The following is a 17798-nucleotide window of genomic DNA, read 5'->3' as shown; positions in this document are numbered from 1 at the left end:
GTCAGGCGCGGCGCGGCCGTTGGAGACAGGCCAGTACCTCGTCCGTGGTCGCGAGGGTGGCGACGAGGGCCAGCGTGTGACGGATCATCGCCGGGGTGTAGTCGGAGGGCACCCCCGCGATGGCGTCCGTCACCACCAGGGCGCGGTAGCCGCGGTTGACCGCGTCGAACACGGCGTTGGGCACCGCCACGTTGGCGGAGACGCCGGTCACGACCAGCGTGCGGCAGCCGAGGTTGCGCAGCAGCGCGTCGACCTCGGTGCCCTGGATCGGCGACAGGCCGTGCAGCCGTCGTACGACGAAGTCCTCCTCGCTCACCTCGATCGGGGGCGCCACCCGTACCGCGGTGGTCCCGGACAGCTGCTGGACGGGCAGGCGTTCGGCGGCCCGGAAGAGGCGGGCGTTGCGGTTGGCGCCACGCCCGTCCGGACGGCGTTCGGCGATCGCGTGGATCACCTGGACCCCGCTCTCGTGTGCGGCGGCGACCAGGCGGGCGACGTTGGCGAGTGCGCCCGAGGTCCGTGCGGCACGGGCGAGTTCGGGCAGGGCGCTCTCGGGTCCGACCACGCCCTGCTGGCACTCGACGGTGAGCAGGACGGTGCTCTCGGGATCGATCAGCTCGCTGAGTTGTTCGTGCGACGGCACGGTTCCCCCTTGTCGCCGACGGCCCGGAGCCGGTGACAGTAGCGACCATTGCGTGTGGGCGGAAGACGACCCATCCTTTTCTGACGTGATGTCAGAGGATCTCTCCTCTGACACGACGTGAGAGAAAGAGGGGGACGCATGACCGTCACTCAGCGCCGGGGCCGGAAGATCATGATGACGCCGGGCGAACTGGACGACTTCCTCACCAGCCAGCGCACCTGCCGGGTCGCCACGGTCTCCGCCGACGGCGCTCCGCATGTGAGCACGCTCTGGTTCGCCTGGGACGGCACCTCGATGTGGCTGTACTCCGTGGTGCGCAGCAAGCGCTGGACGGATCTGCGCCGCGATCCACGGGTCGCGATCGTCGTCGACACGGGCGAGGAGTACGACGAACTGCAGGGCGTGGAGCTGTCCGGGACCGTGGACTTCGTGGGCGAGGCCCCGCGCACCGGCGAGCTCCGCGCCGAACTCGACGTGCCCGAGACGCTGTTCGCCCGCAAGAACTTCCGGCTGGAGGAGATGCCGCACGACGGACGGCACGCGTGGATACGGCTGACGCCGGAGAAGATCGTCTCCTGGGACTTCCGCAAGCTGGGCTCCGCCTGACTCACACGGCCTGCTCCGCCGCCGACTTCAGCGCCTCGACCGCCGCCCGGATCGACGGGCGGCGGTCGGCGTCCGCGCGCCACACGGCGTAGATGTGCCGGCTGACCGACTGCCGTACGGGCACGGTCCGCACGCCCTGCGGGACCGGCCCGCGTCCGAGCCGGGGCGCCACGCACACGCCGAATCCGGCGCCGACCAGGGCGAGTTGGGTCGGATGCTCCTCCGCGCGGTGCGCGACGCGCGGTTCGATCCCCTTGGAGCGCAGGGTGTGCACCAGCCACTCGTGGCAGAACTCGCCCTCGCCCCAGGTGACCCAGTCGTCGTCGGCGAAGTCCTCCAGGTCGACCTCGTCGCGGTGCGCGTGCCGGTGGGTCGCGGGCATCGCCACGTCGGCCGTGTCGTCGACGATCGAGAACTTCACCAGCCCGTCAGGCATCGGCAGCGGCTTGTTGTACCAGTCCAGGACGACCGCGAGGTCGTAGTCGCCGCGGATCACGGCGTGGACCGCGGCTTCCGGCTCCATCTCGCGCGAGCTGATCCGCAGCGCGGGATGCGCCGAGCGCAGTTGGGCGAGCGCCGCCGGGAACAGTCCGCGCACGGCCGTCGGGAACGCGGCGAGCCGCAACTCCCCCACCACCTGGCCGCGTTGGGCCTCCAGATCGGACTGGGCGAGTTCCACCTGGGACAGGATGCGCGCCGCGTGGTCGGCGAGGAGCCGCCCTGCGTCGGTGAGCCGCACTCCCCTGCCGTTCTTGGCGAGGAGCTGCTGGCCGACCTCGCGCTCCAGCTTGGACATCTGCTGCGAGACGGCCGAGGTCGTGATGTGCAGGCCCTCGGCGGCGCCGCTGACCGAACCGTGCCGGGCGAGGGCGTCGAGGGTGCGCAGGCGCTCCAGGTTCAACATGTAAGCGATCCTACGAGATATCTCGCGGAAATACTCGCTTGTGCTACGAGATCGCTTGCCGGATCGTGGTCGGCATGACCACCACGACCGTCGCCGAAGCCCCTGTCCGGGCCGCCCGCCGCCCCGCCCTCGACTGGCGTCTGCGCTTCGGCGTGCTCTCGCTGATCTGGGGGTTCAGCTTCCTGCTCATCAAGGTGGGCACCGAGGGGTACGCCCCCTTCCAGGTGACGCTCGGGCGGCTGGTGTTCGGGACGCTGGTGCTGGCCGCGGTGATGGCGGTGAAGCGGGAGCGGCTTCCACGCGGGGTGCGGACGTGGGGGCATCTGGCGGTCGCCGGGTTCCTGCTGAACGCGCTGCCGTTCTCGCTCTTCGCCTACGCGGAGCTGACGATCCCCTCCACGCTGGCGGGGATCTGCAACGCGACCTCGCCGTTGTGGGGGATGGCGCTTTCCCTCGTCGCCCTGTCCGAGGACCGGCCCACGCGCGTGCGTGTCGCGGGGCTCGGGCTCGGGTTTCTGGGAGTGCTGACGGTTCTCGGCGCATGGCAGGGGTTCAGCGGACTCGACGGCAGGGGGACGGCGATGGCTCTGCTGGCCTCGCTCAGCTATCCGGTCGGGTGGATCTACGTACGGCGGACCCTGGCCGGAGTGGGGTACTCCCACATATCCCTGACGGGGGCGCAGTTGCTGCTGGCGACACTGCAACTGGCGGTCGTCACTCCGCTGTTCACCGGTGTCCCGACCCACATCGAGCTGCTGCCCCTGCTCGCGGTCGCTGCCCTGGGGGCGCTCGGTACGGGACTGGCCGTGCTCCTGCAGTACGGGCTGGTCGCCGAAGTGGGGCCGACCACCGCGCAGATGGTCACGTACTTCATTCCGGTCATCGCCACGGGCGCCGGGGTCGCGGTGCTCGGGGAGTCGTTGAGCTGGTCGACGCCGGTGGGGGCGGTGGTCGTTCTTGCGGGGGCCGCGCTGACTCAGGCTCGGCGAGGCGCCTGATGCGGCGGGGCCCAACGATCGTCTGCGGCTGAGGGTTCATCGTGGCTGGTCGCGCTCACGCGGCGGAGCCGCATATCGACACAGCCCCGCGCCCCTGGGTAGGTCGACCGTCCCCCGCTACACATGGTTCCGGGTCGGCACAGGGCTCACCGCCTTCGCGATCGCGTTCGCCAGCGAGGGGACTTCGCCACTCCGCAATGCCGCCACCGTCACCCTGATCCCCTGCGGTGCGCCCATCCTGAAGCGGGCGCCCGGGGCCACCGCCCACCCGGCGTGCAGAAGGCGGGACACCGCGCCCGTCTCGTCCGGGACCGGGATCCACACATTGAGGCCGCTGCGGCCGTGGGCCTGGACCCCGCGTTCCGCCAGTGCGTCGATCAGCCGGTCGCGGCGCTCACGGTAGGCGGCCGCCACCTCCGCGGTGTCCAGTACGCCGTCCGTCCACAGGTGCACCACCGCCCGTTGGGTGATGCGGCTGACCCAGCCGGGACCCAGGCGGTGGCGGCCGTGGACGCGGTCGACGGTGACCTCGTCACCGGTGAGGACGGCCAGCCGCAGATCGGGACCGTACGCCTTGGCCACCGAGCGGACGAAGGCCCAGTGGCGGGTGACTCCGGCCAGGGGGTGCAGGGGGAGGTCGACGATGCCGTGACCGTGGTCGTCCTCGACGAGAAGGATGTCCGGGTGGTCCCCGAGGACCGCGCGGAGGGCACGCGCGCGCGGGGCGCTCACCGAGGCGCCGGTCGGATTCTGGGCCCGGTCGGTGACGATCAGGGCTCGGGCGCCCGCCTCCAGGGCCCGGCGGACGTCCTCGGGGCGCGGCCCCTCGTCGTCCACGCCCACCGGGGCGATCCGCAGGCCCAGCGCCGGGACCAGGTCGAGGAGGCTGCCCCAGCCGGGGTCCTCCACGGCGACCGTGTCGCCCGGCTTGAGGTGGGCGGCCAGCACCCGCTCGATCACATCGAGGGATCCGGAGGCGACGGCGAGAGGCCCGTCCGGGACGCCGTCCGCGTCGAGCGCCCTGCGCGCAAGGCGTGCGAGCTCGGGGTCCACGGTCGCCTCTCCGTACAGGACCGGCTCCCGGTCGCCCTGTGCGGCGGCCGCCGCGAAGGCGGGCGCCAGCGGGGGCAGCAAGGCGGGGTCCGGGTTGCCGTTCGCCACGTTCCGCACGCCCTCCGGCACCTCCACCCGGATGTCCTCGCGGCCCGTGGTCGCCGGCTTCGGCCGGACGCGGCTGCCTCTGCGGCCGGCGGTCTCGATGACCCCGCGCTCGCGCAGGGTGCGGTACGCCGCCGCGACCGTATTGGGATTCACGCCCAGCTCGTTGGCCAACTCCCGCATGGGTGGCAACAGTTGGCCGGGCTCCAACTCCCCGGTGCCCACCGCGCGCTCGACGCTCGCCGCAATCTCCGCTGCGCGTCGCCCTTCGATCCGATATTCTCCTAGCACAAAGCAGATTATGCACTAGTGCAATGGAGACCGCAATGCAGGGGGCCACCGCGACCACGCCGGAGCCGACCGCCTACGCGCCGACCGACCGCACCGTCCCGACGCGCTCCCCCGACCGGGCCTCGTACGACCGGGAACTGGTGCACTCGATACTCGACGAGGGCTACGTCTGCCATCTCGGTTTCGTCCGGGACGGCGCCCCGGTGGTGCTGCCCACGCTGTACGGCCGGGTGGGCGAGCGGCTCTACGTCCACGGCTCGACCGGCTCGCGCCCGCTGCGGATGACCGGCCAGGCGGACCCCGGGCTGCCGGTGTGCCTGACGGTCACGCATGTCGACGCGTTGATCCTGGCCCGCTCGGCCTTCCACCACTCGATCAACTACCGCTCCGTGGTGGTGCACGGACTCGCGTACGACGTCACGGACCCCGAGGAGAAGCGCCTCGCCCTCGACGCGCTGGTCGACCACGTGGTCCCGGGGCGGGCACTCGACTCCCGCCCCGCCAACAAGAAGGAACTGGCCGCCACCGCCGTCATCCGCCTCGACCTCGACGAGGTCTCCGCCAAGCTCCGCACCGGCGGTGCCAACGACGAGCCCGAGGACCTCGCCCTCCCCCACTGGGCCGGCGTGGTGCCGCTGCGCAAGGGCTACGGCACCCCGGTCGCCGACGGGCACCTGGACCCCGGCACCGAGGTCCCGGACTACCTCGCGGTGCTGTGATGCTGATCCACCCCTGGGACGCGGCCCGTGACGACACCGAGTGGCAGCGGTGGCTCGCCGTCCACGACTTCGGGCAGCTCGCCGTCAACGGCTCCGCGGGCGAGCCGCCGTTCGTGCAGCCGCTGCACTTCGTCTACGACCCCGCCCGGGGCGAGGCGCTCACCCACCTCGCGCGGCCCAACCCGCTGTGGTCTGCGCTGGAGGCGAGTCCGGACTGCCTGCTGAGCGTGGTCGACGACTACGCGTACGTCCCGGGCCCGTGGCAGGCCGACCCGGACGGCCCGTCCGAGCACGGCACGCCCACGAGTTTCTACGCGGCGGTGCAACTGCGTTGCCGGGCCCACGTGGTGGACGACCCGGCCGAGAAGGCGGTGCTCCTGAACCACCAGGTCGGCCACTTCCAGCCGGAGGGCGGCTCCGCGCGGGTGGCGGTGGGCGAGGTGCCGTACGGGCGGATGCTGTCGGGGATCCGCGGACTGCGGCTCGAAGTGACCGGTGTGCGGGCGAAGTTCAAGTACGCCGGCAAGAGAACCGCCGAGGTGCGGGACCGCATCGCCGACGCACTGGCGGAGCGGGACGGTCCCGGGGACGCGGCGGCGCGCGAGCACCTGCTGCGGCGGCAACGCACCTGAGACTGAGGAAGGGGCCCTTCACGGAGAAGGGCCCCTCCGCCCGTCAGGCGGGCACGCGCGTCTCCGTCACCGCGAGCCCCGCGACCGCGCCCAGCATCAGCAGGGTGCCGAGGAGGACGGCCGGGGTGAGGCGCTCGCCGAACAGCAGAACGGCGAGCGCCGCAGCGCTCACCGGTTCGAGCAGCATGATCACGGAGACGGTGGTGGAGCGGACGACCGCGGCGGCCGCGAAGTAGAGGCCGTAGGCGAGAGCCGTCGGGACGGTCGCCAGGTAGGCCAACAGGCCCAGGAGCAGGGCGGGTCGGTCCGTGTGCGGGAGCAGGCCCTCGGCCAGTGCGAGGGGCAGCAGACACAGGCTGGTGACCGCGAACACCGCCACCGAGGTTCCGGAGGACTCCGCCCGGGCGGCACGCGTGATCAGGGTCATCACACAGCAGCCCGCCGCCGAGAGCAGCCCGAGCAGCACGCCCAGGGGGCGCACCGACGCGTCCGCACCGCCGAGCGTCAGCACACCGAGTCCGGCGAGCGCTCCGGTGACGGCGACGGCTCCGCCGCGCCCGAGCCGCTCCCCGAGGGCGAGGCGGGCCCCGAGCGCGATGAGCACGGGGCCTGCGCCCAGGGTGACGACGGTGGCCACGGCCAGCCCGGTGGACCGTACGGCGGCGAAGTAGGCGGTCTGGAACACCGCGAGCCCGACGCCCGACGCGCCGACCCGCAGGGCCCTGCGCCCGAGCGGTTCCGGGGCGGCCGTACGCGCGCGTGGCCGGACGAGACGGACCGCGAGCAGCACGACCAGTCCGGCCGCGCAGCGCCAGAAGGACAGGGATACCGGGCCCAGGTCACTGGTCCGGTAGACCAGGGAGGCGACCGCTCCCGCGGTGCCCCAGGTGATGCCGGCGACGATCAGATAGAGGAGGCCCCGCCCGACGGGCAGGCCTGAGGAAGCGTGCGACACGTGTTCTCTCCGCAGTCGCGCCGAGGCGCGGAAGTTCGGAAGAGGACGCCCGCTCGTGGGCGGGGTCCGCGGACTTCGTCTGCGGGCAGCACCGTTCGGCCCGGCGACAGACCGGGCGTGGTCTCCGGAGGGCCCGCCTCAGGCGGCCGGCGGAGAGACGATCAGGGTGCGCGTATGCATGATCCGGGAGCCTAGGCGGCGTTCTCCCGGGCGGACAACCGACTTTCGGCGCCACCGGCCGCTACCGGCTCCGCGGACCCCTTGGCCGGGGTCGAGGACTGCGCGATGAAGGCGCCCAGCAGGACGACCGCGCCGCCCACGATCTGCGGTGCCGAAAGGTGCTCGCCGAGCAGCACCCAGGCGAGGACGGTCGCGACGACCGCTTCGAGGCAGGCCACGACCCCGGCTATCGCCGGTGAGAGCCTGCGCACCGACACCACCCCGGTGACATAGGCGAGGACGGTCGCGATCAGCACGATCCAGCCGAGCAGCAGTCCGGCCGCGACCGGGGTGCCGTTCATGTCGGCGCGCTGTGCGAGGACGGAGAAGTCCATGGTCCACGGGTGGGCCACGGCCGTCAGGACGGCGGTGCCGACGAGCAGTCCGTAGGCGATCACACCGAGCGGGTCGGGAGCCTGGTCCCCGGAGTCGCTGCCCTGGTCGGACAGGACGAAGTAGCCGACCTGGCAGCAGGCGGCGCCGAGGGCGAGGAGCAGTCCGAGGGCGTCGAAGCTCAGGCCCGACCAGACCTCCACGACACAGGCGAGCCCGCCGACCGCGAGGACCACGCCCAGCGCGGCGGCGCGGGTGACCGGCCGCCGCTGCACGAACCGCACCCAGCCGAGCACCAGGGCCGGGGCGAGGTACTCGACGAGCAGGGCGACGCCGACCGGGATGCGGGAGATCGAGGCGAAGTAGAAGGCCTGGACGCCCGCCACACCGAGCAGCCCGAAACCGGCGAGCAGGGCGGGACGGCTGCGCAGCAGCGCGCGGTGGCGGACGGCGAGCGGCAGCATCACCAGGGCGGCGCCCGCCACCCGCAGCCACACCACGTGCAGCGGATCGAGGCCCGCCTCGATCAACGGCTTGGCCGCGACCCCGGATCCGCCGAAGGCGAGCGCGGACACCAGCGCGAGACCGAGTCCGACACCCTTGCCGTCACCGAGACCGACTCCCTTGCCGTCACCGGCGGCCCTGCTGCTCTCAGACGTGTGCACCGGCCCATGATGACAGGGCACGACATGAGCGTCACCCCCGTTGACTCCTGTCTCATCGACTGGACCGCGGCGGCCCGCCCCACAGCCCCCCGGGCAGACGGTCGTCGATCCGCGCCGACACGGCCCGGGCGTCGATTCCGGCACGGGTCAGTACCTCGACGGCCCGCGACTCGGGGTCCATCAGGATCGCCGCGAACAGGTCGATCCCGCGGGCGGGCCCGTCGGCGCGGTGCTCGGCCCGGGCGCAGGCGTACTCCATCGCGCTCGCGGCGAGCGGTGAGAAACCGTCGGCCACCGGCGCCACGGGGACCGCGCCGGAGTCCTCGACGCTGCCCTGCCACCGCAGGCCGTAGCCGATGCTGCGCTGCACGAGATATCCGAGGAGCCGCGGCAGCTGGGGATCCGCGTCGAGGACGGCGTACGCCTCGGCGTCGGCGTCCAGCAGGGAGTGCAGCAGATGGGCGGTGTCGATCTGCCGGTCCCCGTCCCTCAGCGCCCGCCTGCGGGCACCGGACACCACCGCTGCCAGTTCCGCGCTGAGCCTGACATCGCCGTCCGGGCGGATCGGCGGCGGGCCGCTCTGCTCGCGGGCCGACTGCCGGGGGATACGGGGGTGCACATCCCCTACCCCATCAGTCCCTCAGAATCCGGGCATCCTCGAGGGGAAGCATCTTCGCGTCCCACGGAGAGCGGACGTCGGCGCCAGGATCTCCTCCTTACGGATGAGATCACGCCGTTCCGCCCTGGTGGGCGCGCGCCGCCTTGGCGTGCGCCCCTCGCGCAACCGTCGCACGACGTCGTTCGTCCCCCACAGGAGTGGAGAGCAGGAGCTGGCTGGTGGCATTGCCGGCCGTGGACGGCAGGCAGTACGTGTACCGGGTGTACGCCCCGGAGGGCGCACTGCTCGCCGACCTGTTCTGGGAGGCGTGGCACTGTCACGACGAGAGCGCGTACCCGCGCGCATGGGACCTGTTCGACGCGGCGGTGATACGGCAGGTGGGGTGAACACCCCTTCCCGTTTCCCTACTTTCTGACGTTTCATCAGTATTGAATGTTGCGCCCCCTGCGGCTACTTTCCGCGACACCACAGCCCGACACGAAGAGGTGGCCGCATGGCGGAAATCAGCGCGGAGGCACGCATCCCGGCACCCGCGGAGAAGGTCTGGGCCCAGCTCACCGACTGGTCCGCGTACGGGGAGTGGAACGCGACCCACACCAGCTTCCCCAACGGCGGCCCTACGGTCCTGGAACCGGGCGGGACCTTCCAGGAGAACATGAAGCTGATGGGTTTCCCGGCCGAGGTCGAGTGGACCATCGACCAGGTGGAGCCGGCCCGGCTGTTCGCCATCCGGGGCAAGGGCCCGATGGCGGTGAGTGTGGCCACGCGCTACACCCTGACTCCCGACGGGGACGCCACGACGGTCCGCATCGACGGCGAGTTCACGGGCGCGGCCGTCTCCCTGATGGCGGGCAAGCTGAAGGACTCGGGGACCGCCGCACTGAACGAGTCGCTGCGGAAGCTGGCCGGACTGGTGTCCTGAGGCGCACATCTGACGGCATCACACAGGAAGGCGCCCCGGGAGTCTCCTCCCGGGGCGCCTTTCGCCGCCGTACGCCTGTGATCAGTCCTCGTCGGCGAGGATCAGGTACAGCTTCTTGCGGGCCTCGTTGATGACGGCCACCGCCTTCTCGCGCTGTTCCTTGCTGCCGGTCTTCCAGACCTGGCCGAAGGCCTCCATCAGACCGAAGCCGGCCTGCCGGATCTCGCCGAGCGCCTCGAAGTCGATGCCGCGGGAGGCTTCCTCCCAGGGCGCGTCGGGGCCCTCGTCGGCCGCGGTACGGCCGGCCTCGGTGAGCGAGAACAGCTTCTTGCCGCCCTCGGTCGCACTGGCGATCAGCCCCTCGTCCTCCAGCAACTGGAGGGTGGGGTACACCGAACCGGGGCTGGGCTTCCACGCCCCGCCGCTGCGCTCGGCGATCTCCTGGATCATCTCGTAACCGTGCATGGGCCGGTCCTTGAGCAGGGCCAGGATCGAGGCGCGCACGTCACCGCGCCGCGCCCTCCCCCTGGGGCCGCCCCGCCCCCTCGGCCCCCAGGGCCCGGGGCCGAAGCCCGGCCCTCCGAAGCCGGGGCCACCGGGGCCGCCCGGACCGAAGGGCCCGAAGGCACCCCGCAGGCTCTCGGGACCACCACGGCCCCGACGACCGGCTCCACCATGTCCACGCTCGAATCCGTGGGAACGCATCGCAATCACTCCATTCCATCGTTGATCTGTCGCGATGCTTCAACGATATATCGGAACCGATCGCATGGCAAGGCCCGGGCTTCTGTCTCAGCGCCCTCAGTCGCGCGACTGAGGGCGCTCCGGTTCGAGGATGTCGATCCTCTACGTACGTTCCGGTGGTCGCGCGGTGAGCGTCACTTCCCGGGGTGGCACTGGGCGGCGACGACCGGGCGGGACCTCGGCTTCGAGTCGCGGCCGAAGCAGGACCGACCGCTGCCGATGGACTTCGATCCGAATCTGGCGGGGATCGGCTCGCAGCCGTTCCGGCTGCACTGACATGACGGTGAGCGGGAGCGTCGGCACTCCCCGGATCACTTCGTGCGCGCGTGGATGGAGCCTGTTCTCCCTTGAGCGATCTCGATGCTGAGCTGGGAGCCCAGTTCCTCGAAACCCAGTGCGGCCGCAACACGCCGGGAGGCGGGAGGGCGCGCGCGCCACTGCGGCAGCAGGCCGGCGGCAAGGGCATGAGCGACCGCAGCTGAGCCCGTCACTCGCGCCAGTCCTCGCCCTCGCACTTCTGGCGCCGTCAGCACGCTGATATGGGCCGTCCGCCCCGGCCAGACCTGATATCCCGCGGCAGCAACCACCTGGCTGTGCTCGCGAACCACGAACGCGGGCGACGTGATCTCGTCCAGAGCAGCCTCACCAGCGTCCTCATGACCAGCCACTTGCTCCAGGATCCGCAAATCCGGGTGAGCAGCTGACAGTTGCTCCACCGTCAACGCGACGGCTTCCACCGGCCGGAAACCGGCTGGGGACACATAGGACAGCGCCGCCGGCCCAAGCACCCGAGCCACCGGAAGGGCCTCCCGGACCAAAGCGCTGTCCACGACGGCCTCAACCGGCAGTCTTCCGAGTGCGCCACGAACGATCACGGCGGCACGTTCACTCGGCGCGGTCACGATCGCAGATCCGCCCAGAGCTACCACTCCGACCCAGCCCACTGGGCACAGCCCGGACCGGGGGGAGACCACGACGTTCACACCGCCCGACGGGGCGAACGACACGGGCACTAGGGCCAGGCCTTCCCAGAGCTCACGGGCTCGGACCACTAACCCATCCATCGACATGGCGCCGATCCTGCCAGCCGAAGCAAGCTGCCGACCTGGGAATCAACCAGCGGCGTCGGCGGATACGGCACGCCGACACCCATCGACGCGGTCTCAGGCGAACCCGAGTGTCCTGTCTCAAATGAAGAGCCGTCACCCATGGACAGAGGCGTGGGCCCGTGTCGGACCTGCCATCGCCTTCTTCACGCGTGGGTCTGCTGCGAGCCGGGCCGGCAGCCGGGTGGCCGCGTCGATTTTCGCGGACAGTAGCTGCTGCACGGTGACTTTGGTCGTCCTGTCCGGAATATCACTGGTGCGCCCTCCCATCGAGGACCGGGTCAGATCAGCACCTCGCAGATCGGCCTCGGTGATATCGGCTCCGCTGAGGTCGGCGGAGCCCAGCGTCGCATCGCGCAGGTCCACTTTGTTCATGAACGCTTTGCGCAGGTCCGCACCTCCCAGGTAGGCGCCCCGCAGATCCGCGAAGACCTCGGCTTGCCGCAGGTCCGCCACGGGCAGGAACGCACCACGCAGATCCGTTCCCAGCAGGTTGGCGCGACGCAGGTCCGCAGCATCCAGGTAGGCGTCCCGCAGGTCCGCGGCCATGAGCGACGCGTCGCTCAAGTCCACCTGGCTCACACTGACATTCCGCAGGACCGCATGGAACAGATTCGCTCGGCGCATGACCAAATGCTGGGCCTCCATATCGCTCAGCCGGGCTTGACTCAGATCGGCGCCGCTCAGGTCCGCACCGTTGACGGACGCGTCGCGCACGTCGGTGTGGCTCAGATTCGCACCGCGCAGGTCGGCACCGTTGAGGTTGACGTGAGGGAGATACGTTCCCTCAAGGTCTACGACGGCCGTACCGTCCTGCCGGCCGTCCCTGACACACAGCACCGAGAGGGCTGCCGCCGCGTCCCTGGTCATACGGTCCAGGACGGCAGCGCCCTTCTTCGGTTTCGGCGCGTGCGCGCGAATGTAGGCGGAGAGGACCTCGACCACGGTGTGCTGATCGCGTGGGGAGTCCTGCATGATGCGCTGCAGGGCGTAGATGCCACCCAGGCGCACGTCCTCGGAGTCATCGCCGAGGTTGCCGACGGCCGCGTTGTAGCGGTCGGTTATCTGCCCCTCCCGGGCGATGGCCTGCTCATGACCGACCTGTTTGATCGACACCCATGCGAAGGCGGCAACGGCGAGGGACGCCATCGTGGCGAGCAGGCCGAGGGAGCGTTCCAGACGGACCCACCAGTTGATGCGCTCGGGTCCGGCACCGCTGTGCGCCGCGCCTGGACGCGGATCACCGGCGGCGACCGACCCGGTGAGCGTACGGGGCCGCCCCGTCGCCCCTGCGCGCTGACCGCGCTGCCGGGCACCGAGTGGGGAGCCGACCGGCGTCCTCCGCGGTTGCCTCCTCCGCCCGGCGATGCGCTGGATCTGCGCACGCCGCGCCCCCGGCCGTGGTGTGCCCCCCGTTGTCATGAACCCACTGTGCGCCCACCAGCCGGCAGCCCGCTCACCGTTTGCACAACTGACGCACGTTGGGTGACTCCCTGGTGCGGATCTCGGCGAGTCCGTCGGACAGATGCGGTCTGTCTCAACGAACCGAGTCCGCGCGTCTCACCCAATCCGGACCACATAGGTCAGCACCGTGCCGACGACTAACTTCCATAGGCCCTGCGTTCGGCGCCGGACGCAACGGCTCGGTCGACCAGGCGGCCGACGAGTTGCCGTCCGTGCAGCCATGCCTCGTCGGGACCCACCGCGGCCGGCCGCTGGGATGCCGCCATGAGTCCGGCCCGATGGTCTCCGCAAGCTCCCGATACGCCGCCTTGCCCGCGACGTTCAGGTCGAAGTAGGACCTGCGCCCGGTCTTGTTGCTGGCGTTGACCCACGAGAAAGACCAGTTGGTGACACCTTCGCCTGGTTGGCCGGCGTCGATGAGGACCACCTTGGCCCCGTGGCGAGACAGGTTCCAGCCCACACTGGCTCCGAGAACGCCCGCTCCGATGACAGCAACGCGTTCAGACCGCTGCGCGCACCCGACGCTCACCAACGGCCCCCTCCCGGGGTCGCGGCCCAAATCCCACCGCCCAGCATGCCCTCGCCCCCCGTTCCTCAGGCGATCCGGTCCGCGGCGGCCTCGTCGTCGCTCATGGCCGAGTAGACGGTGACGATCGACGCGACGACATCCACCTCGACGGGACCGACGATCCTCAGCCACGCGAGCTCGGGCAATCCGCCGAACCGGCCGACCATGTCGGCGGTTTCGGCGGGCCAGGGGTACGGCGTCCGCGGCAGGTGGACCAGGGAGATCTCGTCGACGAACCCCTCGAGGCCGGAGTCCTTGGCGACCGAGACGTAACGCACGCCGGCGAGCGAGATCACGACGTCGGGCTTGTGCGGCCCCGCACGGAGAGTGATCTCCAGTGAGTCGGCCTCGGGGAAGGCGTCGAACGCGATGCGGTGGATGACATGGCCGACGCCCGGCGCGAGACTGCGCGCAGCGTGCGCACACCGGTTCTGGAAAGCGCCGTCGGCCTCGGTCGTGTCGATCACAGCGAGAGGCTACGAGCCAGGGGTGACCGCGTCGACCACGTTGTCGCAACAGGTCGAGAGGTCGGGCATGACCAGGTCCGGTGACTTGGGCCTGTCCGGCGGATCATGTGACCGTCGCGGCTGCCGAAGTCCGAGCAGCGCGGCGGCCGATGGGCCGGCCGCGGCACGATCATCGACGAGACCCTGTACCGACTCCGCACTGGGGGGCCATGGCGGGATGCACCTGCGCGTTTCGGTCCACGGAAGACGGTGTGCGAACGGCCCGGACGTTGGTCGGCGGACGGAACCCGGGATGGGATCTTCGCGGCCGTCCTGGCCCCTGCCGACCGGTCCAACCGGCCAACGCACATGCCTATTAGGCGTAATCCTCCCGCCGCAACCGCCACTGCCTGCGACGACGCCAGACCAAGCACACCCTCCCCGAGCCGGAGAACCAGCGGGCCAACCGCCAACGAAGGAGCAGCAAGGCCGGCCGACCCGCAGGCTTCGAGAAGACGATCCCTTCCACGGCACCGTCGCCGCGATCCGACTCCGGCTCCGGCTCCGGCTCCGGCTCCGCCCATGCTCTCCGCCGGATCTAGTCGCCGGTCGTGCCGTCGAGCATCTCGCGCAGGATGTCCAGGTGGCCGTTGTGGCGGGCTGTCTCCTCGGTGAGGTGGAGGAGGATCCAGCGCAGATCGACGTGGAGGCCGTTGCGGCCCGCTCGCTGGGCCTGCTTGTCCAGGTCGGTCCCGGCGACCAGTTCGCGATAGCGGGCGCTCTGTTCGGCGTATTCGTCGAGCAACTGCGGGAGCGGGAAGTCGACGGCGATACGCATCTCGCGGTCGGGGTCCTCCTCGGTCCAGGGGCCCCGGTCCTCCTCGCCGATGAAGACCACTTGGAACCAGTAGTACTCGACCCAGCGGAGGTGGTTGATCACTCCGCTCATGGTCATCAGCGGTGAGCCCGGCAGGAGCGACTTGCGGGCGTTCTCCGCAGAGACGCCATCGCACTTGGCGCGGGCGGTGTCACGTGTGTAGTCGAGAAACGTGGTGAGCTGGGTGCGCTCGTCCCACGCGGGCGGCGTGTCGTCGATTCTGGTCATCGAGCGAAGCGTCCCCGATCACCACGACCTGCGTCGAGGTATTTAACGACAGCCCCGACTTGCTCCACTCCGGCTCCTTGCCCGGCTGGCCGCTACAGCGATTCGGCGCCGGCGGGCGCCCGGCATGATCCGCCGGACAGGCCCTGGTTTCCGGCCTGCGGGCAGGACGGAGCACCCCGGCTTCGGCGCGATGCCGGCGCGGCTGCTGGACCACAGAGGCCTCGGACGGCATGACCTGGCCGACCGAGCCGGGCTGGGCGGAGGCGAGGTCCGTGCGGTGCTCGCGGGAGACGACCCCGGTGCGGAGCTGCTCCGGTGGCCGGCGCCCGCGCCGGGCTTCCCCACCGTCGACACCGACGTCGCGCCGGAGACCTACGCAAGGAAGGGGGGCCGCCATGCTCGACCTGTTCGTCCACGCTCGACGGGCGGTCCCGGACGACATGGCGCCGCTGGACGCCACGGCTGCAACCCCGGGTGAAGAGCACGGTGACAGCCTCGGTGGCCGGGTCCGGTCCGGCTGCCGGGCGCGCCTCTCGCCCGTGCCGCCCGCGTCTCCCGGCGGCGGAACGCCGTGACCTCCTGCGGCCGGTCCGCTCGCTGCCCCAGGAAGGGGGTGATCGGCTCCGGTCGCAAGGAGCTGGCCCCGCGCCCGGTGACGGACCTCGCCGCCCTGCTGGGGATCGACGCCCGCGCCCAGGCACGGCCCGTCTGCGAGCTCGCGCGCTCTCTGCGGGGCCTTCCCGAGACGCGCACCTCTCCACAGGTCAGCGGCACGATCAGGGCTGACGTCGTCGGGACGGGACGGTCACTTAAGGGCCTCGCGCAGCGCGCCGGCCATCAGGTCGATGGCTTCCTTTCCGGCCGCCACCGGGCCGGTGTGGGTGAAGTAGTGGTCGACCCCCTGGAAGACGCGGTGGGTGACCGGGACACCGGCGGCCTCCAGGGCCTTGGCGTAGGCATCCCCCTCCTCGCGCAGGCGGTCGTTCTCCGCGGTGACGACCAGGGCGGGCGGAAGTCCGGCGAGATCGTCGGCGAGGGCGGGCGAGACGAGGGGGTGCGTGAGGTCGGCGGGGTCGGGGACGTAGGCGGCGGTGAAGATCCGCATGAGCTGCGGGGTGAGCAGCGGCTTGGCCACGAGGGACCGCTTGGTGGCCGGGTCGGCGAGCTGGTCCAGCGGTGCCGAGTCGAGGATCTGGAGCAGGGGCGAGAAGGTGCCGCGCTCCCTGGCCAGGCGGCACACCGCGGCGGTCAGATTGGCCCCGGCGCTGTGTCCGCCCACGGCGAGCCGCGAACCGTCCCAGCCGCCGGCGGCGCCGTTCTCGGCGACCCAGGCCGTGACGTCGTAGGCCTGGGTGACGGGCGCGGGGTACGGCCGCTGCGGCGCAACTGCGTAGTCGACGTTGATGACGACGCAGCCGGCCGTGGCGGCGATGTAGCGGCAGATGTGGTCGTCCTGCTCGGGGCGGGCGACCACGAACCCGCCGCCGTGGAAGTTGACGTACACGGGGGCGGGGGTGGCGGTGGTGGCCGGCGGACGGTAGACGGTGCACGTCACCGGCCCGGCACCGGTCTCCACCCGAAGGGTCTCGGTGCGCGCCGGGATGTCGGTGAAGCGCAGGTCCTTGTGTACACGGGACATCATGGGGCCAAACAGGAGCTGGATCCCCCTGGCCTTGGTTCCGGAGCTGAACGACATGGCTGAGCACCCATCGCTACAAGATTAAAATAACAGGAATCCTGATAATGGATGCTCGCCGTCGGGAGCGCAATGGGCGGACTCTCACTCCGCCGTCGGCACCGACCGGAGCGTCAGCGGAGTCCTCGACGCGACCCGGGTCAGCTTCTGCGGATTGCGGACGTAGTACAGGCCGGTGATACGGCCGTCCTCGACGCGGACCGCGAGAACGCCGTCGATCTCGCCGTTCACCCGCAGGACGAGCGCCGGGCTGCCGTTGACCTCGGTGGCCTCGCCGGTGAGGGTGACGGTGAACTTGGCGATACCGCCCGCGATGAAGCGGGCCACCTTGTCGGCGCTGACGATCGGACGCAGCGCGGCCTGCTTGACGCCGCCGCCGTCGCTGACCAGGACGACGTCGGGGGCGAGCACGTCGAGCAGCCCCTGGAGGTCCCCGGTCTCCAGCGCGCGCCGGAACGACTCCACCGCCGCCCGTGCCTCACCGGCCGACGCCGTCCTGCGGGGCCGCCGGGCGTCGACGTGGCGGCGGGCCCGGTGGGCGATCTGGCGCACCGCGTCGGGGCTTTTCTCCACGGCGGCCGCGATCTCGTCGTAGTCGACGTCGAAGACCTCCCGCAGCACGAACACGGCACGCTCGGTCGGCGACAGGGTCTCCAGGACGCACATCAGCGCCATCGACAGACTCTCGGACAGCTCGACGTCCTCGGCCACGTCCGGTGCGGTGAGCAGCGGCTCGGGCAGCCAGGGCCCTACGTACGCCTCCTTGCGGCGGGTCAGGGTGCGCAGCCGGTTGAGGGCCTGCCGGGTCGTGATGCGGACCAGATAGGCGCGCCGGTCCTGGACCTGCCCGAGGTCGACCTTGATCCACCGCAGCCAGGTCTCCTGGAGGACGTCCTCCGCGTCGGCCGCCGACCCGAGCATCTCGTAGGCGACCGTGAAGAGCAGGTTGCGGTGGGCGACGAACGTCTCGGTCGCCGGGTCGGTGGGGTGCTCGCTCATGTGTGG

21 protein-coding genes are annotated in these 17798 nt (G+C 71.1%); 7 read left to right on the top strand and 14 right to left on the bottom strand.

Annotated features, from left to right (window positions below; all coding sequences use genetic code 11):
• Nucleotide 1: 1 nt before the first annotated feature.
• A complete protein-coding gene (locus tag H293_RS0140515; protein ID WP_020123488.1) occupies nucleotides 2–643 on the bottom strand; it encodes a cysteine hydrolase family protein in 642 nt (213 codons plus the stop codon).
• 138 nt (nucleotides 644–781) lie between these two features.
• Here H293_RS0140515 and H293_RS0140510 point away from each other — a divergent pair, with 138 nt between their 5' ends.
• Nucleotides 782–1249, top strand: coding sequence for a pyridoxamine 5'-phosphate oxidase family protein (locus H293_RS0140510; protein WP_020123487.1), 468 nt, complete (start codon nucleotides 782–784; stop codon nucleotides 1247–1249).
• Nucleotide 1250: 1 nt separating this feature from the next.
• On the opposite strand, the gene H293_RS0140505 is transcribed toward H293_RS0140510, so the two are convergent.
• Nucleotides 1251–2153, bottom strand: coding sequence for a LysR family transcriptional regulator (locus tag H293_RS0140505; RefSeq protein ID WP_020123486.1), 903 nt, complete (start codon nucleotides 2151–2153; stop codon nucleotides 1251–1253).
• A gap of 38 nt (nucleotides 2154–2191) precedes the next feature.
• Here H293_RS0140505 and H293_RS0140500 point away from each other — a divergent pair, with 38 nt between their 5' ends.
• Entirely contained in the window at nucleotides 2192–3151 is a 960-nt protein-coding gene (locus tag H293_RS0140500) for a DMT family transporter (RefSeq protein WP_020123485.1), read from the top strand.
• Between the two features lie 117 nt (nucleotides 3152–3268).
• On the opposite strand, the gene H293_RS0140495 is transcribed toward H293_RS0140500, so the two are convergent.
• On the bottom strand, nucleotides 3269–4600 hold the full coding sequence (locus H293_RS0140495; RefSeq protein WP_028808618.1) for an aminotransferase class I/II-fold pyridoxal phosphate-dependent enzyme: 1332 nt from the start codon (nucleotides 4598–4600) through the stop codon (nucleotides 3269–3271).
• A 35-nt stretch (nucleotides 4601–4635) separates the two neighbouring features.
• Here H293_RS0140495 and H293_RS0140490 point away from each other — a divergent pair, with 35 nt between their 5' ends.
• On the top strand, nucleotides 4636–5319 hold the full coding sequence (locus H293_RS0140490; RefSeq protein WP_020123483.1) for a pyridoxamine 5'-phosphate oxidase family protein: 684 nt from the start codon (nucleotides 4636–4638) through the stop codon (nucleotides 5317–5319).
• On the top strand, nucleotides 5319–5951 hold the full coding sequence (locus H293_RS0140485) for an FMN-binding negative transcriptional regulator (protein ID WP_020123482.1): 633 nt from the start codon (nucleotides 5319–5321) through the stop codon (nucleotides 5949–5951). Before H293_RS0140490 ends, H293_RS0140485 begins: the two co-directional genes overlap by 1 nt.
• A gap of 43 nt (nucleotides 5952–5994) precedes the next feature.
• Here H293_RS0140485 and H293_RS0140480 read toward each other — a convergent pair whose 3' ends face one another.
• From H293_RS0140480 to H293_RS0140470, 3 genes are all read right to left on the bottom strand, one after another.
• A complete protein-coding gene (locus tag H293_RS0140480; RefSeq protein WP_020123481.1) occupies nucleotides 5995–6906 on the bottom strand; it encodes a DMT family transporter in 912 nt (303 codons plus the stop codon).
• Between the two features lie 191 nt (nucleotides 6907–7097).
• Nucleotides 7098–8123, bottom strand: coding sequence for an EamA family transporter (locus H293_RS0140475; protein WP_020123480.1), 1026 nt, complete (start codon nucleotides 8121–8123; stop codon nucleotides 7098–7100).
• A 52-nt stretch (nucleotides 8124–8175) separates the two neighbouring features.
• Entirely contained in the window at nucleotides 8176–8742 is a 567-nt protein-coding gene (locus H293_RS0140470; protein ID WP_020123479.1) for a Clp protease N-terminal domain-containing protein, read from the bottom strand.
• A gap of 218 nt (nucleotides 8743–8960) precedes the next feature.
• On the opposite strand from H293_RS0140470, the gene H293_RS59390 reads away from it, so the two are divergent.
• A complete protein-coding gene (locus H293_RS59390) occupies nucleotides 8961–9128 on the top strand; it encodes a hypothetical protein (RefSeq protein ID WP_199790249.1) in 168 nt (55 codons plus the stop codon).
• 107 nt (nucleotides 9129–9235) lie between these two features.
• Complete coding sequence (locus tag H293_RS0140460; protein WP_007380551.1) at nucleotides 9236–9664, top strand: type II toxin-antitoxin system Rv0910 family toxin; 429 nt, start codon at nucleotides 9236–9238, stop codon at nucleotides 9662–9664.
• Between the two features lie 81 nt (nucleotides 9665–9745).
• On the opposite strand, the gene H293_RS51020 is transcribed toward H293_RS0140460, so the two are convergent.
• The 5 genes from H293_RS51020 to H293_RS0140440 all read right to left on the bottom strand — a co-directional run bounded on the left by H293_RS51020 (nucleotide 9746) and on the right by H293_RS0140440 (nucleotide 14013).
• Complete coding sequence (locus H293_RS51020) at nucleotides 9746–10369, bottom strand: PadR family transcriptional regulator (protein WP_028808617.1); 624 nt, start codon at nucleotides 10367–10369, stop codon at nucleotides 9746–9748.
• A gap of 350 nt (nucleotides 10370–10719) precedes the next feature.
• On the bottom strand, nucleotides 10720–11310 hold the full coding sequence (locus H293_RS0140450) for a GNAT family N-acetyltransferase (protein WP_310591953.1): 591 nt from the start codon (nucleotides 11308–11310) through the stop codon (nucleotides 10720–10722).
• Between the two features lie 300 nt (nucleotides 11311–11610).
• Nucleotides 11611–12663, bottom strand: coding sequence for a pentapeptide repeat-containing protein (locus H293_RS51015; protein WP_020123475.1), 1053 nt, complete (start codon nucleotides 12661–12663; stop codon nucleotides 11611–11613).
• 388 nt (nucleotides 12664–13051) lie between these two features.
• Nucleotides 13052–13438 carry an FAD-dependent oxidoreductase gene (locus H293_RS55825; RefSeq protein WP_259294641.1) on the bottom strand — a complete coding sequence of 129 codons (387 nt, stop codon included), beginning with the start codon at nucleotides 13436–13438 and terminating at the stop codon, nucleotides 13052–13054.
• A 134-nt stretch (nucleotides 13439–13572) separates the two neighbouring features.
• On the bottom strand, nucleotides 13573–14013 hold the full coding sequence (locus H293_RS0140440; RefSeq protein WP_020123474.1) for a hypothetical protein: 441 nt from the start codon (nucleotides 14011–14013) through the stop codon (nucleotides 13573–13575).
• 120 nt (nucleotides 14014–14133) lie between these two features.
• Here H293_RS0140440 and H293_RS55820 point away from each other — a divergent pair, with 120 nt between their 5' ends.
• Nucleotides 14134–14667: a transposase gene (locus H293_RS55820; RefSeq protein WP_397896132.1), complete on the top strand. Its 534-nt coding sequence runs from the start codon at nucleotides 14134–14136 to the stop codon at nucleotides 14665–14667.
• Here H293_RS55820 and H293_RS0140435 read toward each other — a convergent pair.
• The 3 genes from H293_RS0140435 to H293_RS0140425 all read right to left on the bottom strand — a co-directional run bounded on the left by H293_RS0140435 (nucleotide 14591) and on the right by H293_RS0140425 (nucleotide 17792).
• Nucleotides 14591–15097, bottom strand: a complete 507-nt coding sequence (locus H293_RS0140435) for a DinB family protein (RefSeq protein WP_020123473.1) — start codon at nucleotides 15095–15097, stop codon at nucleotides 14591–14593. The genes H293_RS55820 and H293_RS0140435 overlap by 77 nt on opposite strands.
• A gap of 805 nt (nucleotides 15098–15902) precedes the next feature.
• On the bottom strand, nucleotides 15903–16793 hold the full coding sequence (locus H293_RS0140430) for an alpha/beta hydrolase (protein WP_020123472.1): 891 nt from the start codon (nucleotides 16791–16793) through the stop codon (nucleotides 15903–15905).
• Between the two features lie 84 nt (nucleotides 16794–16877).
• Complete coding sequence (locus H293_RS0140425; protein ID WP_020123471.1) at nucleotides 16878–17792, bottom strand: RNA polymerase sigma-70 factor; 915 nt, start codon at nucleotides 17790–17792, stop codon at nucleotides 16878–16880.
• Nucleotides 17793–17798 lie beyond the last annotated feature (6 nt).

This window comes from Streptomyces canus 299MFChir4.1, from assembly GCF_000383615.1.
Classification (GTDB): Bacteria; Actinomycetota; Actinomycetes; order Streptomycetales; family Streptomycetaceae; genus Streptomyces; species Streptomyces canus_C.
Note: the sequence above shows the minus strand (reverse complement) of the source record. Positions and strands in the feature narration are given on the sequence as shown.